The organism is Variovorax sp. CCNWLW235 (assembly GCF_037204085.1).
Classification (GTDB): Bacteria; Pseudomonadota; Gammaproteobacteria; order Burkholderiales; family Burkholderiaceae_C; genus Variovorax.
The window spans coordinates 13995-28544 of record NZ_JBBCBW010000021.1 but is presented as its reverse complement, the minus strand read 5'-3'; the positions used below and the strand labels follow the sequence as shown (position 1 = coordinate 28544).

At 66.8% G+C, this 14550-nt stretch carries 14 protein-coding genes; 9 read left to right on the top strand and 5 right to left on the bottom strand.

What is annotated here, in order from left to right; genetic code table 11:
• Positions 1-112: 112 nt before the first annotated feature.
• From V9L21_RS20595 to V9L21_RS20585, 3 genes are read right to left on the bottom strand one after another with little or no spacing between them, the layout of a single operon-like run.
• Positions 113-1105, bottom strand: a complete 993-nt coding sequence (locus tag V9L21_RS20595; RefSeq protein ID WP_337314775.1) for a FecR family protein — start codon at positions 1103-1105, stop codon at positions 113-115.
• Entirely contained in the window at positions 1095-1655 is a 561-nt protein-coding gene (locus V9L21_RS20590) for an RNA polymerase sigma factor (protein ID WP_337314774.1), read from the bottom strand. The genes V9L21_RS20595 and V9L21_RS20590 overlap by 11 nt, the downstream gene beginning before the upstream one ends.
• A gap of 15 nt (positions 1656-1670) precedes the next feature.
• Positions 1671-2387, bottom strand: coding sequence for a TonB family protein (locus tag V9L21_RS20585; RefSeq protein WP_337314773.1), 717 nt, complete (start codon positions 2385-2387; stop codon positions 1671-1673).
• A 229-nt stretch (positions 2388-2616) separates the two neighbouring features.
• On the opposite strand from V9L21_RS20585, the gene V9L21_RS20580 reads away from it, so the two are divergent.
• From V9L21_RS20580 to V9L21_RS20555, 6 genes are all read left to right on the top strand, one after another.
• Entirely contained in the window at positions 2617-2997 is a 381-nt protein-coding gene (locus V9L21_RS20580) for a hypothetical protein (RefSeq protein WP_337314772.1), read from the top strand.
• A 107-nt stretch (positions 2998-3104) separates the two neighbouring features.
• Positions 3105-4439 carry a C4-dicarboxylate transporter DctA gene (locus V9L21_RS20575; protein ID WP_337314771.1) on the top strand — a complete coding sequence of 445 codons (1335 nt, stop codon included), beginning with the start codon at positions 3105-3107 and terminating at the stop codon, positions 4437-4439.
• A gap of 5 nt (positions 4440-4444) precedes the next feature.
• Positions 4445-5152: a GntR family transcriptional regulator gene (locus V9L21_RS20570; RefSeq protein WP_337314770.1), complete on the top strand. Its 708-nt coding sequence runs from the start codon at positions 4445-4447 to the stop codon at positions 5150-5152.
• Between the two features lie 62 nt (positions 5153-5214).
• Positions 5215-6318 (top strand): AI-2E family transporter, encoded by a 1104-nt coding sequence (locus V9L21_RS20565; RefSeq protein ID WP_337314769.1) that lies wholly within the window; start codon positions 5215-5217, stop codon positions 6316-6318.
• Between the two features lie 163 nt (positions 6319-6481).
• Complete coding sequence (locus tag V9L21_RS20560; RefSeq protein ID WP_337314768.1) at positions 6482-6919, top strand: DUF2141 domain-containing protein; 438 nt, start codon at positions 6482-6484, stop codon at positions 6917-6919.
• A 10-nt stretch (positions 6920-6929) separates the two neighbouring features.
• Positions 6930-8429 carry a carotenoid oxygenase family protein gene (locus V9L21_RS20555; RefSeq protein ID WP_337314767.1) on the top strand — a complete coding sequence of 500 codons (1500 nt, stop codon included), beginning with the start codon at positions 6930-6932 and terminating at the stop codon, positions 8427-8429.
• A gap of 21 nt (positions 8430-8450) precedes the next feature.
• Here V9L21_RS20555 and V9L21_RS20550 read toward each other — a convergent pair whose 3' ends face one another.
• The gene (locus V9L21_RS20550; RefSeq protein ID WP_337314766.1) at positions 8451-9353 is read right to left on the bottom strand and encodes a LysR family transcriptional regulator; all 903 of its coding nucleotides are present in this window, start codon (positions 9351-9353) and stop codon (positions 8451-8453) included.
• 112 nt (positions 9354-9465) lie between these two features.
• On the opposite strand from V9L21_RS20550, the gene gcl reads away from it, so the two are divergent.
• The 3 genes from gcl to V9L21_RS20535 are packed head-to-tail and all read left to right on the top strand — an operon-like array spanning position 9466 to position 13004.
• Positions 9466-11259 (top strand): glyoxylate carboligase, encoded by a 1794-nt coding sequence (gcl, locus tag V9L21_RS20545; protein ID WP_337314765.1) that lies wholly within the window; start codon positions 9466-9468, stop codon positions 11257-11259.
• A gap of 17 nt (positions 11260-11276) precedes the next feature.
• Positions 11277-12062, top strand: coding sequence for a hydroxypyruvate isomerase (gene hyi, locus V9L21_RS20540; protein ID WP_337314764.1), 786 nt, complete (start codon positions 11277-11279; stop codon positions 12060-12062).
• Between the two features lie 33 nt (positions 12063-12095).
• Positions 12096-13004, top strand: a complete 909-nt coding sequence (locus V9L21_RS20535; RefSeq protein WP_337314763.1) for a 2-hydroxy-3-oxopropionate reductase — start codon at positions 12096-12098, stop codon at positions 13002-13004.
• 9 nt (positions 13005-13013) lie between these two features.
• On the opposite strand, the gene V9L21_RS20530 is transcribed toward V9L21_RS20535, so the two are convergent.
• Positions 13014-14354, bottom strand: coding sequence for an NAD(P)/FAD-dependent oxidoreductase (locus V9L21_RS20530; RefSeq protein WP_281146353.1), 1341 nt, complete (start codon positions 14352-14354; stop codon positions 13014-13016).
• Positions 14355-14550: the final 196 nt, after the last annotated feature.

The following is a 14550-nucleotide window of genomic DNA, read 5'->3' as shown; positions in this document are numbered from 1 at the left end:
TGCCACGAAGCTCGCCCGCAAGTCGGACGGCCCGTGGTCTACCGAGCTATGACAGCGAAGCCCCACCGCGACTGCACCATGTCACGAAATCTTCATACAAGCCGAGCCGGGCTCATGCCTTTGCCAGGCCCAGCAGCACAATGCCGCCCGGCAGCTGCGTGAGCTCTGCGCCATACACGTCGCGCACCAGGAAGGCCACGTCGTCGAGCCGGTCGATCGAGAAGCTGGCCTGCACCCTGCTGCGGCCCAGGGCCTCGCTGGTAAGCACCAGCCGGCCACGCCGGTAGCGGTTGACCTCGGCCACCACGTCGGCCAGCGGCACTTCGTTGAACACCAGCTGCCGGCGCCGCCATGCACTGACGGGCCCCGTGTCCACCGGTGCGGACAACCCCAACCCCGCAGCGCCGTAGCGCAATTGCCGGCCTTCGTCGAGCCGCACCTGGCGCTCACCTCGAATTACGTCGACCTGGCCCGCAAGGCAGGTGACGCACACCTCGCCGTCGAGGTTGCGAATATTGAACCGCGCCCGCACAGCAGACACGGTGCCACCCGCGGCAGACACCGTGACGCGCGCCACCGATGAGCCGCCGGTCAGGACCTCGGCCTCGCCCGCCAGCAATTCGATGCCTTCGCCGCCGGTTGCGGGCTGCAGGTTGACGCGCGTCTGCGTATTCATCTGCAGCACCGCGCCATCGGCCATGGCCACCTCGCGCTGCTCGCCAGTGCCGGTGCGATAGTCGGCGCCCCATTCCGCAGCCGGAGCCCACAGCCCGAGGGGCGGCGACACCGCAAGATAAGTGACCGAAGCCGCCACGGCCCCGCCGAGCAGTGCGCGGCGACCCGCGACCGGCGTGCGCCCGCCGGCGCCGCGCTGTTCCTGCCGGCGCACGCGCAGCGCGGCCGGCGCCATGGCTTTCCAGACTTCGCGCGCCTGGGCGAAGGCGCTTGCATGCGCGCGGCTCTGCGCGCACCAGAGGCGAAAAGCGCGAGCGTCCTCTTCCGTCACCTGGTGCGATCCGAGCCGCACGACCCAGGCCTGCGCTTCGCGTTGCAAGGTGATCATGTCCTCGGCCTCGGCGGATTTTTCGGGTTGTTCAGCTGCCATCACGCTTAGACTGTTTTCCGGCACCGGGACCGAAGCGCTGGACAAAATCTCTTCCCAGCCGCTCGCAGCAATGCTCCAGGCCGGCGCGCAGTTCTTTCTCGACCGTGCGCGCCGACACGCCGTAGCGCGCGGCAATGTCCTTGTGCGGCATCTCGTCCACGCGCGCGGCCAGCACAATGGCGCGGCGGCGGCGCGGCAGCTCGGCCAGCGCACGCTCCAGCGCCTCCAACTCATTGCGGGCCTCGGCGCCGCGTGCCGGGTCGGCCATCTCGTCGGCCATGTCGTAGAGCGCCTCGACCTCGCCCACGCTCAGCAGCCGCGAATTGCTCTTGCGCTGGTCTTCCGCCACGTTGAGCGCAATGCGGAACAGATAGGCAGACGGATAGCGCACCGCGCTGCGCACGTTGGTGCTTTCCACGCGCAGGTAGGCCTCCTGCAGCGCGTCGTTGGCCAGGTCTTCCGAGCCGAGCCGGATCTGCAGGTGCTTCCTGAACTGCGCATAACGCGCGAGAAACAGCGCACGCAGGGCGGTCTTGATCGAATCGGGCATGTTCGAGGCCTGCCCTCAGCCGGCGCCCGCAGCGCGGTAGCGGCGGCAGTCGCGCGCGGGATCGGCGCGCGGCGTCAGGAGAATGGTGATGGGCTGCGCCATGCCTGGCGGCGGCGGTGCATCCAATGCCATGGCGCGCAAGCTCGCGAGCACGGCCGCATCGCGCGGCGCCAGGCCGCTCCCCTGGAGCACGCGGGCGTCGCTCACATCGCCGACAGGGTCGATCCACAGCTGGATGCCGAGGCGATAGCGGCCGAAAGCGTCGGGCTGCGCGATGCAGAGCACGCGTGTGATCGAGGCCTGCAGCACCGCCGCATAGCCGTCGTGGGCGCGGGCTGCTTCGGTGAAGGCGCCTTCGGCCTTCGGTGCCTGATCGCCTGCCGGCAGTGCGGCCGGAACGGCTACCAGCGTGAAGGCGTCGGCGCCGGTGTAGCGCGCCACCAGGCCCGTGCCGGCGAGCATTTGCTGCAATGCCTCGCGAGGTGTGAAGTCGCCGTGCACCGCGGCAGCCTCGCGACCGGCCGTGAGACTGCTGGCAACGAGCACCGAATGCCCGGTGATGCGGCCGAAGACGGAAAGGGAAATTTCCAGCGGCTGGGCCGGCAGGTCGAACCGCATCGCGGCGGCGCCTTGATCTGCCTGCGCGGCAGCGAGCCGCGCGCCCATCATCAGCGCCATGACAAGGCACCAGGACAGTGTCAGGGCACCGCCCGGTGCGGAAGTACGTGTCATTTGGCGGAAATCAGCAGCGAGGAAGTCTTGGAAGATTCGGCCGTCCGCCTTGCGGCCTTGGGAAGCATGCGAACGAGCCTATCCGGCGCGCATGACCGAACTGTGACGTTTGGTTTGCACGCCGCGGCTTGCACGCGGCCGCCTCGGCATGCGGCGGCGGCCGTCTTTCACCTGACTTGCATGCGGCCTAGACTGCCGGGTTCCCGGCGATGGAGGCGAGCAGATGCGCGTGAACTTTTTATACGGTGTTGCGGTGCTCGCGGTGTGCGTCGTTTGCGATAACGCGGCGGCGCAGGCACCGGTGCAGGCGGCATCGCCGGTAGAGAATGCCGGCGCAGACAGTTGCGTCGAAGTGACGGTCAACGGCGAACGCACCCCTTCCTATGCCTGCCTCACACAGAAGCTGCGTCCCGCAGCCCCGGCACGCACGGCCGGCGACGCACCGCCGGGCATGGCGTCCGAAGCCATCACCCAGCGCCCTTCGAACCAGCTTGGCCTGTTCAACCGCGCGGCAACCGGCCATCGCATGGGCAATACCTTCGGCACTTCGGTCTACCCGCAGCGCCCGCCGCCGTCAGTGCCCTCTTCACCGCTGATACCGAAGCCCTGAACCTCCGGGCCCGGGAATACCCTGCTGCACTGCGGCGCATTCTTGCCTACATTGCTTGCATACAAGATTTCCCCAATCTTGCATTCAACCCAATGGAAGGTTCCTCCATGCCCCGCTTCGTCAAATCCCTCTTCGGCCAGGTCGTCGTCGCGCTGGTGCTCGGCGTGCTGGCCGGCCTCTTCGTGCCGGAGTTCGCCGTCAAGCTCAAGCCGCTTGGCGACGGCTTCATCAAGCTGATCAAGATGATCATCCCGGTGCTGGTGTTCTGCGTGGTGGTGCACGGCATTGCCGGCGCGGGCGACCTGAAGCGCGTGGGGCGGGTCGGCGTGAAGGCGCTAATCTACTTCGAGGTGCTGACCACCATTGCGCTGGCCATGGGGCTGGTGCTGGCCTTTGTGTTCGAGCCGGGTGTGGGTATGAACGTGGACCCGGGCAAGCTCGACGCCGCCGCCATGAGCGCCTATGCCTCGAACGCCGACAAGCTCACCAGCGGCGGCACGGTCGAGTTTCTGATGAAGCTGATTCCCACCACGGTGGTCAACGCCTTTGCCACGGGCGACGTGCTGCAGGTGCTGCTGTTCGCGGTGCTGTTCGGCTGCGCGCTGTCTTTGCTGGGCGAGCGCGGCAAGCCGGTGAGCGCGGTGGTGGACTCGCTGTCGCTGGTGCTGTTCAAGATCATGGGCATCATCATCAAGCTGGCGCCGCTCGGCGTGCTGGGCGCCATTGCCTTCACCGTGGGCAAATACGGCATCGGCTCGCTCAAGCAGCTGGGCATGCTGGTCGCCCTCTTCTACGGCGCGGTGCTGGTGTTCGTTTTCGTGGTGCTCGGGCTGGTGATGCGCATGTCGGGGTTCAGCCTCTTCAAGCTGCTGCGCTACCTGCGCGAAGAGCTCGCCATCGTGTTCGCCACCACCTCGTCGGACAGCGTGCTGCCGCAAATCATGGCCAAGCTGCGCCGCATGGGCATTCGCGATTCGACCGTGGGCCTGGTGATTCCCACGGGCTACTCGTTCAACCTGGACGCGTTTTCGATCTACATCACGCTGGCTGCGGTGTTCATTGCACAAGCCACCAACACGCCGATCTCGATGGCCGACCTGCTGACCATCCTGGCGATTGCGCTGGTCACTTCGAAGGGCGCGCACGGCGTGCCGGGCTCGGCCATCGTGGTGCTGGCCGCCACGCTGCACGCGATTCCGGCCATCCCGGCCATCGGGCTGGTGCTGGTGCTTTCGGTCGACTGGTTCATGGGCATTGCCCGCGCGCTGGGCAACCTGATCGGCAACTGCGTGGCCACCGTGGCCGTGGCAGCCTGGGAGGGCGACATCGACCGCGAGCGGGCCCACGCCGTGCTCAACGGCACCTACGCCCCCGACGACGAACCGCTGGCCGAACCTGAACTGCCGGTGGTACCGCTTGGCGCGGGCGCCGGCAGCCGCTGAAACCGATGGCTGCCGACAACGTCAATCCCACCTCCATTGCCGAGCGGGTGGTCGAGGCCATCCTGGCGCAGAAGCTCGCGCCGGGCGAGCGGCTCGGCGAGCAGGCGCTGGCCGAGAACTTCGCGGTCAGCCGGACCATGGTGCGCGAGGCGCTCATGCAGCTGCAGGCGCGCGGCTTCGTCGAGGTGCAGTCGCGCCGCGGCTGGTATGTGGTGGAGCCCTCGGCCGAGGAAGCGCGCGACGCTTTTTCGGCGCGCCGCATCGTGGAGGCGGGCATCCTGGCCGAAAGCGAGGGCCGGCCGCTGCAAAAGGCCATACGCAAGCTGCGCGACCACATTGCCGACGAGCGGCGCGCCATCGAGGGGGCCGATGCCGCCACGCGCGCCTTCCTGCTGGCCGACTTTCACGTGTGCCTGGCCGAGCAGATGGGGCACCAGCTGCTGGTCGACGTGCTGCGCGACCTCACGGCCCGCACCACGCTGGCTGCCACGCTCTACCAGTCGAAGCATGAGGCCGGGCAGTCCTGCGCGGAGCACGGCGCCATCGTCGCCGCGCTGGAGGCCGGCGACACCGCCACGGCGCGCAAGCTGATGATCGACCACATCGGCAATGTCGAGCGTTCGCTCGAGGTAGACACCACCGCCGGCCCCGACGCGCCGGCCCGCCTGCGCGCCACCCTGTCGCCGGTGGCGCTGCCGCGCGCAAGGCGCTAGCCGACTAGGCATTTCGACCGACATAAACGTGCGTTCAGGCTCGGCTACAGTCCGAGTCACATATGAACTCACCCCAACTCCAGCGCGGCGTATTCCTCGCCCTGCTTGCCATCGTCACGGTCGCCTTCCTCTGGGTGCTGGTGCCCTTCTTCGGCGCGGTGCTGTGGGGGGTGGCGCTGGCCATCCTGTTCACGCCTCTCTACAAGTGGCTGCTCAAGAAAATGCCGGGCAAGCGCAACGTCGCGGCACTGTCGACTCTGGTCATCTGCCTGTTCATCGTGATTCTTCCGCTGGCCATGGTCGGGGTGTCGCTGGTGCAGGAGATCGTGCAGGTCACGCAGAGCATCCGCTCGGGGCAGATCAACTTCGCGGCCTACTTCCAGCAGATCCTCAACGCCATGCCGCAATGGCTGATGAGCATCTTCGACCGCTTCAACCTGGGCGACATGGAAGCGTGGCAGGAACGTATCTCCGCCGGCGCGGCGCAGGGCAGCCAGCTCATCGCCGGCCAGGCGCTCACCATCGGCCAGAACACCTTCGACTTCCTCATCAGCTTCTTCGTGATGCTGTACCTGCTGTACTTCCTGGTGCGCGACGGCTCGGCGCTTTCCAAGACCATGCGCGAAGCAGTACCCCTTGCCAAGCCGCACACGCACTACCTGCTCAACAAGTTCACCACCGTGATCCGCGCCACCGTGAAGGGCAACGTGGCGGTGGCCATAGCGCAAGGCGCCATCGGCGGGCTGGCGTTCTGGATGCTGGGCGTGCAGGGCGCGCTGCTGTGGGCGGTGCTGATGGCGTTTCTCTCGCTGCTGCCGGCCGTGGGCGCGGCGCTCATCTGGGGGCCGGTGGCCATCTACTTCCTTGCCACGGGCCACTTCTGGCAGGGCGGCATCCTGATCTTCGTAGGCGTGTTCGTGATCGGGCTGGTCGACAACATCCTTCGGCCAGTGCTGGTGGGCAAGGACACACAGATGCCCGACTACATCGTGCTGATGTCGACCATCGGCGGCATGGCGATCTTCGGCATCAACGGCTTCGTGGTGGGCCCGGTGATTGCCGCGCTCTTCATGGCGGCGTGGAGCCTGTTCATCGAATCGGGCCAGTGGGAGAACCCGCCCGCCGCGGGTTCCGCCAACACGGGCGACGACCACAAGAGCAACTGAACGCCGCTGCACCGCCGCCAGCCTGGAGCGGCCGAAGCGGGCGCGCCTTGCGCCTGCCGCGTGCATCTGGCGCGGGCGCTGCCGCATTTCGTCGCATGACGCTGGGCAGCGCACGGCGCCTGCGGGATCGTCGGGACCTCCAACTTCCTAGACGAGGTCTCCCATGCACTTTCTTGCCCTTTCGCACCGGCGCGGCGCGCACGCCTTGTGCGCCGCCGCACTTCTTGCGCCGCTGGGCGCGCTTGCCGCCGACCTGAGCCTGAGCGTGGCCGACGGGCCTGCCGCCGAAGCCACTCTCTACGTGGCGCTGTACGACAGCGCCGCGGGCTTTTCCGGCAGCAAGTCGCTCGCCGCGCAGACCACACCGCTGCGCGGCGGCGCGGCCCAGCTCCGGTTCACCGGGCTGGCGCCCGGCCGCTATGCGCTGCGGGTGTTCGCCGACGAGAACGGCAACGGCAAGCTCGACACCAACCCCGTGGGCATGCCCATCGAGCGCTACGGCTTCTCGAACGACGCCAAGGGCAACCGCGGCGCGCCCGACTTCGAAGCCGCCGCGCTCAATGTCGAAGCCGACGTGCAGACCGTCATTCACCTGCGCTGAGGTTCACATCATGGAACGACGCGAACTCCTGCGCCTCTTGGCCACAGCCGGCGCCCTGCCCCTGCTGCCCACGCTTGCCCGCGCCGCTAGCGGCCCGGACGCCTGGCAGGCTGAATTCGAAGCCGCCGGCACGCCGTGGAAATCCGGCTTCGCCACGCCGGCCGGCGACCTGCCGCTCACGCGCGCCAAGGTGCACGGCCGCTTTCCCGATGCCGTTACCGGCACGCTGTTTCGCAACGGCCCCGCAGGGCACGACCTTGGCGGCCAGCGCTACCGCCACTGGTTCGACGGCGACGGCATGGTGCACCGCTTCGTGATCGACGGGGCCGACGTGCGGCACCAGGGCCGCTATGTCGCCACGCCCAAGCGCGCCGCCGAACTGCGGGCCGGCCGCCGCCTGGCCGAAGGCTTCGGCACCATGCCGCCGGGCGCCGAACCGCCAAGCTCGCCGGACAGCATCAACGTGGCCAACATCAACGTGCTGCCGATGCAAGGCGAGCTGCTGGCGCTGTGGGAAGGCGGTTCGGCCACGCGGCTGGACGCGCGCACGCTCGAAACGCTGGGCGTGAAAACCTGGCGCCCCGATCTCGCGGGCATGCCCTTTTCGGCCCACCCCAGGGTCGATCCGGACGGCACCGTGTGGAACTTCGGCGTAAGCGCCGGCCAGAGCATGCTCGCGCTCTACGAGATTGCGCCCGACGGCGCGCTGCGCCGCGCAAGCGCCACGCCGGTGGCCGACCTGCCGATGATTCACGACTTTGCGGTGACCGAACGGCACCTGGTCTTTCTGATGCCGCCGCTGGTGTACGACGGCAAACGCAAGGAAGCCGGTGCGAGCTTTCTCGATGCGCATGTCTGGCGGCCCGAACTCGAAATGCGCGTGCTGGTGGTCGACAAGAAAGACTGGGACCGCCGCCAGCTGCTGACGCTGCCGGCCGGTTTTCTCTTTCACGTGGGCAACGCCTGGGAAGAAGACACGCCCGGCGGCACGCTGATCCACATCGACTACATGCGCTCGGACAACCCCGACCCCGTGTTCACCACCAACCGCGAAGTGATGCGCGGGCGATGGGTGAAGCGAGCCGATCCGCACCTGACAGTCGCCACGCTGAACCTGCGCACCGGGCGCGCCAGTCAGAACGCGCTGGCGCTCGACGCCGAGTTTCCGCGCATCGATCCGCGCCGCGTCGGCCTGCGCCACCGCCACCTGATCCATGCAACACAGGGCATGGCAGACCGCCCCGGCTTTGCCGCGGTGGCGCGCACCAATGTCGAGACCGGCCGCAGCCAGCGCTACGCCTACGGCAGGCAGGCCATCGTCGAAGAGCACATCTTCGTGCCCGACGGGGCCAAGCCCGGCTGGGTACTGGGCACCGTGCTCGACTTCGAGCAGCAGAAAACGCTGCTCTCGTGCTTTGCGGCCGACAGGCTGTCGGCCGGCCCGGTGGCGCAGGCCACGCTGCCCTACACGCTGCCTCTGGGCCTGCACGGCGCCTTCGTGCCGGCCTGAAGAAGAAGATGGTGGGCGCAGTCAGCCGCCCCACCACCCTTCGGCAAACCGCCCCTGCAGAAAGGCCACGAAGCCCGACACCTTGCCCGGCACCAGCTTGGGCGAGGGAAAGACGGCGTGGATTTCCTGCTCGGGCAGCTTATGGTCGCCAAGCACTTCGAGCACCTTGCCCGAGGCCAGCGATTCGCTCGCCACGTAGCGCGGCATGAGCGCAATGCCCAAGCCGTCGCGCGCCGCGGCCAGCACCGCGGAAAGGTTGTTCGAACGAAAGCGCCCGGAGACCGGCACCGTCACCGGATCGCCCTTGGGCGTGTGCATGCGCCAGAACTCGTCGCCCACCACGCTGCTGTAGATGAGCGCCACGTGCGCGCTCAGGTCTTGCGCGCGCTTGGGCGTGCCGTGCTTCTTCAGGTAGCCCGGCGCCGCTACCATGGCCCAGGGGTTGGTGCCCAGGTAGCGTGCCCCCAGCGACGAATCGGCCAGCTTGCCCATGCGGATGGCCACGTCGATGCCCTGTGCAATCAGGTCGACATAGCGGTCCTCGAAGCTCAGGTCGAGCTGCACCTGCGGATGCCGGCGCATGTACTCGAGCGCCAGCGGCACCACCACCCGCCGTCCGAACGCCACCGAGGTTCCCACGCGCAAGAGGCCCTGGGCCTGGTTCTGCCGCAGTTGCACGATGCTTTCGGCCTCCTCGGCCTCTCGCACGATGTTCTTGCACTTCTCGTAGTACAGCGCGCCGGGTTCGGTCAGGCTCACGCCGCGCGTGTTGCGGTTGAGCAGCCGCACCTTCAGCCGCGCCTCGGTGGCCGCGACCTGCTTGGTGACGGTGGGCTGCGTGGTGTGGAACTCGAGCGCCGCTTTCGAGAAGCTGCCGGTCTCGACCACGCGCACGAACATTTCCATTGCCAACAATCTGTCCATGGTCGGCATCGTAATCACTTATTCCAATCTGGAATAGGCTTTATGGTCCGCAGCCGTCTTCTTCGAATGGCCTGTGCTTTCTACAGTGGGCTCCACTCAAGGAGACAGTCCCATGGCAAAGATGAAAGCGGTCCAGGCCGCCGTACTGGTAATGGAAAAAGAAGGCGTAACGCAGGCCTTCGGCGTGCCCGGCGCGGCCATCAACCCGATGTATTCGGCGCTGCGCCAACGCGGCAGCATTTCTCACATCCTCGCGCGCCACGTCGAGGGTGCCTCGCACATGGCCGAGGGCTACACCCGCGCCGTGGCCGGCAACATCGGCGTGTGCATCGGCACCTCGGGGCCCGCGGGCACCGACATGATCACGGGCCTGTATTCGGCCTGGGCCGATTCGATTCCCATCCTCTGCATCACGGGCCAGGCGCCGCGCGCACGGCTCTACAAGGAAGACTTCCAGGCGGTCGACATCGAGTCGATCTCCAAGCCGGTCACCAAGTGGTCCGTGACCGTGCGCGAGCCGGGCCAGGTGCCGCAAGTGTTCCAGCAGGCCTTTCACCTCATGCGCTCGGGGCGCCCCGGCCCGGTGCTGGTCGACCTGCCCTTCGACGTGCAGATGGCCGAGATTGAATTCGACATCGACGCCTACCAGCCGCTCACTCCCTACAAGCCCGCTGCCACGCGCGCCCAGATCGAGAAGGCCATCGGCATGCTCCAGGCGGCCGAGCGCCCGCTGATCGTGGCTGGCGGGGGCATCATCAACGCCGATGCGTCCGACCTGCTCGTGCGCTTTGCCGAGATCACCGGCGTGCCGGTGATTCCCACCTTGATGGGATGGGGCGCGATTCCCGACGACCATCCGCTGATGGCCGGCATGTGCGGCCTGCAGACCAGCCACCGCTACGGCAACGCGACCATGCTGGCGAGCGACTTCGTGCTGGGCATTGGAAACCGCTGGGCCAACCGCCACACGGGTTCGGTCGATGTGTACACCAAGGGCCGCAAATTCGTGCACGTGGACATCGAACCCACGCAGATCGGCCGCGTGTTCACGCCCGACTTCGGCATCGTGTCGGACGCCAAGGCCGCGCTCGAGCAGTTCGTGGCCGTGGCCGAGGAGATGAAGGCCGCCGGCAAGCTGCGCGACCGCCGCGAGTGGGCCAAATCGTGCATCGAGCGCAAGAAGACCATGCTGCGCAAGACCAACTTCGACGACGTGCCGATGAAGCCGCAACGCGTGTACCAGTGCATGAACAACAACTTCAGCAACGATACCTGCTACGTGAGCACCATCGGGCTCTCGCAGATTGCGGCTGCGCAGTTTTTGCATGTGTACAACCCGCGCCACTGGATCAACTGCGGCCAGGCCGGCCCGCTGGGCTGGACCATTCCCGCCGCACTGGGCGTGCGCGCCGCCGACCCCTCGCGCAAGATCGTTGCGCTCTCGGGCGACTACGACTTCCAGTTCATGATCGAAGAGTTGGCAGTGGGTGCGCAGTTCAAGCTGCCTTACATCCACATCGTGGTCAACAACTCGTACCTCGGTTTGATCCGCCAGGCACAGCGCGGCTTCGAGATGGACTACTGCGTGCAGCTCGCGTTCGACAACATCAACGCAGGGCCCGATGCGGGCATCGAGAGCAGCTACGGCGTGGACCACCTCAAGGTTGTCGAAGGCCTGGGCTGCAAGGCGATCCGCGTGAACAAGCAGGAAGAGATCGCACCGGCCATCCAGCGCGCCGAAGCGCTGATGGCCGAGTTCAGCGTGCCGGTCGTCATCGAAGTGATGCTCGAGCGCGTGACCAACATCGCGATGGGCACCGAGATCGACAACATCACCGAGTTCGAGCCTCTGGCCGAACACCCGGCCGATGCACCGACCGCCGTTGCGGCCGAGATGCTGGACTGAACGAGGAGACACACGCCATGCCAAAGTTTGCAGCCAACCTCACGATGCTCTTTACCGAGCTGCCGTTCATGCAGCGCTTCGAGGCCGCCGCCAAGGCGGGCTTCGAGGCGGTGGAATACCTGTTTCCCTACCCCTTCGAAAAGAAGGAGCTCACTGCCGCGCTGCGCGCCAACGGTTTGCAGCAGGTACTGCACAACCTGCCGGCCGGCGACTGGGACAAGGGCGAGCGCGGCATCGCCTGCCACCCCGACCGCACCGGCGAATTCCGCGAAGGCATTGCCATGGCCATCGACTACGCCACGGCCCTGGGCTGCCCGCAGCTCAACTGCCTGGTCGGCAAGGTGCCGGTCGGCGTAAGCACCGAGGCCGCGCACAAGACCGTGGTCGAGAACCTGCGCCTTGCCGCCGGCGAGCTCGAGGCGGCAGGTCTCCGGCTCCTGATCGAGCCGATCAACACCTTCGACATTCCCGGCTTCTTTCTCACGCGCACCGACCAGGCGCTGGCGCTGATCGACGAGGTGGGCTCTTCCAACCTTCGGGTGCAATACGACATCTATCACGCGCAGCGCATGGAAGGCGAGCTCGGCAACACGCTGTCGAAGAATCTCGCGCGCATCGGCCACATCCAGTTGGCCGACAACCCCGGGCGCGGCGAACCGGGCACGGGCGAAATCAACTACCCGTGGCTCTTCAGGCACATCGACTCGATCGGCTACGACGGCTGGATCGGCTGCGAATACAAGCCGCGCAGCGACACCGTCGACGGCCTCGGATGGCGGCAGGCCCTGACCCAGCAGAAGTGAACCCAGACAACAGCATCCAAGGAAACTGAAGACATGTCGCAATCTCAAAAAATCGGATTCATCGGCCTCGGCATCATGGGCGCGCCCATGGCGGGCCATCTGCTCGACGCGGGCTACCAGCTGTTCGTGAACACCCAGGGCAACACGCCCGAGCCTTTCATCTCGAAGGCGACCATCTGCGCCTCGGCGGCCGAAGTGGCGCGCCAAGCCGACGTGATCTTCATCATGGTGCCCGACACGCCCGACGTGGAGAAGGTGCTGTTCGGCGAGCCGGGCACGCAGGGCGTGGCCGAAGGCCTGAAGGATTCGCGCGGCAAGATCGTGGTCGACTGCAGCTCCATCGATCCGATTGCCACCAAGGCTTTTGCCAAGCGCATCATCGCGCTGGGCTGCGGCTACATCGACGCGCCGGTTTCGGGCGGCGAAGTGGGCGCCAAGGCCGCGAGCCTCACCATCATGTGCGGCGGCGACGAAGGCACCTTCGGCCAGGTACGGCCACTGCTCGAGAAGATGGGCAAGAACGTCACGCTGGTCGGCAACGTGGGCGACGGCCAGGTCTGCAAGGTGGCCAACCAGATCATCGTGGCGCTGAACATCGCGGCGGTGGGCGAGGCGCTGCTGTTCGCGTCCAAGGCAGGTGCCGATCCGGCCAAGGTGCGACAGGCGCTGATGGGCGGCTTTGCCAGCTCGCGCATTCTCGAAGTGCATGGCGAACGCATGATCAAGCGCACCTTTGCGCCGGGCTTCCGCATCTCGCTGCACCAGAAGGACCTGAACCTGGCGCTGCAGAGTGCGCGGGCGCTGGGTGTGGCCCTGCCGCAGACGGCGGGCGCGGCGCAGCTGATGAACGCCTGCGCGGCCCTCGGCCACGGCCAGCAGGACCATTCGGCGCTGGTGCGCGCTCTCGAAGCGCTCGCGCAGCACACCGTTACGCCGGACTGAGCCTGCGGCTCAGGTCTTTGCAGCCTCTAGGGATTCCTTGAGGTTGCGCCGGCGCCATGCCCAGGTCTTCACGGCCTGCGGCAGGATGCCGATGCACGAGGCGTAATACGTGACCTTGAAGCCCCAGAAACGCGGGCCGATGGGCGTGTCGCGGAACAGGTCGCCCGCCAATATAGACAAGAGCGCCTCCTGCATGCGCCAGATGTTGCGCGGCGCCATGAACAGCCGGCGAATGGCCGGCGACGTGATGCGGTAGATGAACCACGAGAACATCTTCGGTCCGCGCTTCATCACCTTCTCGTAGTGGCGGAAGGCCTTTTCAGCCTCCTTCGCCTCACCCCTGAGCCACAGGTCGGCCGCCTTGGCAGCCTCGAAGCCGCTGTTCATCGCCAGGTACACGCCCGAAGAAAACATCGGGTCGACGAAGGCATACGCATCGCCCACCATCATGAAGCGGTCGCCGCGGCAGAACTTGGAGTCGTAGGCGTAGTTGCCGGTGGCGGTGGCGCCTTCCATCAGCGTGGCGTTCTTCAGGCGCGCGGCCAGCTTGGGCGCAAGCGCGATGGTTTCCATCAGGAAGTCTTCGAGCGACTTGCCCTGGCGGCCCTTGAAATACGCAGGCGAGGCCACGGCGCCGACGCTCACGGTGCCGTCCTTCAGCGGGATGTACCAGAACCAGCCGTGGTCGAACCAGAAGAGCGAGATGTTGCCCTCGAAGCGGCCCGGACGGCGCTCCGCGTTGGCAAAGTGGCCGTAGAGCGCCGCGCTCGCATGCTTGCGGTTGCGCTGCTTGGCGTCGAACTGGCTCGACAGCAACGTGTCGCGGCCACTGGCATCGATGACGAAGCGCGGGCGCCACTGGGTCTCGGTGCCGTCGTCGGCCTTGACCTTCACCAGCGGGCGGTTGTCGGCCGTGCCCTTGCCGGCGTCCATATCGACACCGGTCACCCGCTGGCCTTCGAAGGTGCGCGCACCGAGCTTGCCGGCATGGCGAAACAGCAGTTCGTCGAACTCGGAGCGGCGCACGTGCACGGCGTACGGAAAGCTCTTGTCCATTGCCTCGCCGAAGTCGAAGTGGCTCGAATGGTCGTGCCAGGGCGAGACAAACTCGGCGCCGTGCTTCTTGATGCCGATGGCCTCGACCTCGGTGCGCACGCCCAGCCGGTCGAACAGCGGCATGTTCATGGGGAGCAGCGATTCGCCGATGTGAAAGCGCGGGTGCTGCGCCTTCTCGATCAGCACCACGTCGTGCCCCTTGTCCGCGAGCAGCGCCGCCACGGTGGAGCCCGAAGGCCCGCCGCCGATGACCACGACGTCGGGGTCGGTGGTGGTGAAAGCTCCGGGTGTCATGCGCTGCCCCTCTTCGTTGTCTTTTGTGTGTCTTGATTGACGATGGCCGGCGGCCTTGGCTGCACGGCTCTGCATTGCCTTGTTTAACCCTGGTTGACCTTGGCTAACACTTTCGGAGTTTAGCGAACCGGCGCTTCGGTTCCGTGCAGGCTATGGGGTCAGGCGTTTTCGGCATTTCCCCTTTGGGAGCAAGCCA

Bases quoted from the DNA above. Each gene is read 5' to 3' on its own strand.
- V9L21_RS20595 (WP_337314775.1), bottom strand. From the start codon at position 1,105: ATGGCAGCTGAACAACCCGAAAAATCCGCCGAGGCCGAGGACATGATC.
- V9L21_RS20590 (WP_337314774.1), bottom strand. From the start codon at position 1,655: ATGCCCGATTCGATCAAGACCGCCCTGCGTGCGCTGTTTCTCGCGCGT.
- V9L21_RS20585 (WP_337314773.1), bottom strand. From the start codon at position 2,387: ATGACACGTACTTCCGCACCGGGCGGTGCCCTGACACTGTCCTGGTGC.
- V9L21_RS20575 (WP_337314771.1), top strand. From the start codon at position 3,105: ATGCCCCGCTTCGTCAAATCCCTCTTCGGCCAGGTCGTCGTCGCGCTG.
- V9L21_RS20570 (WP_337314770.1), top strand. From the start codon at position 4,445: ATGGCTGCCGACAACGTCAATCCCACCTCCATTGCCGAGCGGGTGGTC.
- V9L21_RS20565 (WP_337314769.1), top strand. From the start codon at position 5,215: ATGAACTCACCCCAACTCCAGCGCGGCGTATTCCTCGCCCTGCTTGCC.
- V9L21_RS20560 (WP_337314768.1), top strand. From the start codon at position 6,482: ATGCACTTTCTTGCCCTTTCGCACCGGCGCGGCGCGCACGCCTTGTGC.
- V9L21_RS20555 (WP_337314767.1), top strand. From the start codon at position 6,930: ATGGAACGACGCGAACTCCTGCGCCTCTTGGCCACAGCCGGCGCCCTG.
- V9L21_RS20550 (WP_337314766.1), bottom strand. From the start codon at position 9,353: ATGGACAGATTGTTGGCAATGGAAATGTTCGTGCGCGTGGTCGAGACC.
- gcl (WP_337314765.1), top strand. From the start codon at position 9,466: ATGGCAAAGATGAAAGCGGTCCAGGCCGCCGTACTGGTAATGGAAAAA.
- hyi (WP_337314764.1), top strand. From the start codon at position 11,277: ATGCCAAAGTTTGCAGCCAACCTCACGATGCTCTTTACCGAGCTGCCG.
- V9L21_RS20535 (WP_337314763.1), top strand. From the start codon at position 12,096: ATGTCGCAATCTCAAAAAATCGGATTCATCGGCCTCGGCATCATGGGC.
- V9L21_RS20530 (WP_281146353.1), bottom strand. From the start codon at position 14,354: ATGACACCCGGAGCTTTCACCACCACCGACCCCGACGTCGTGGTCATC.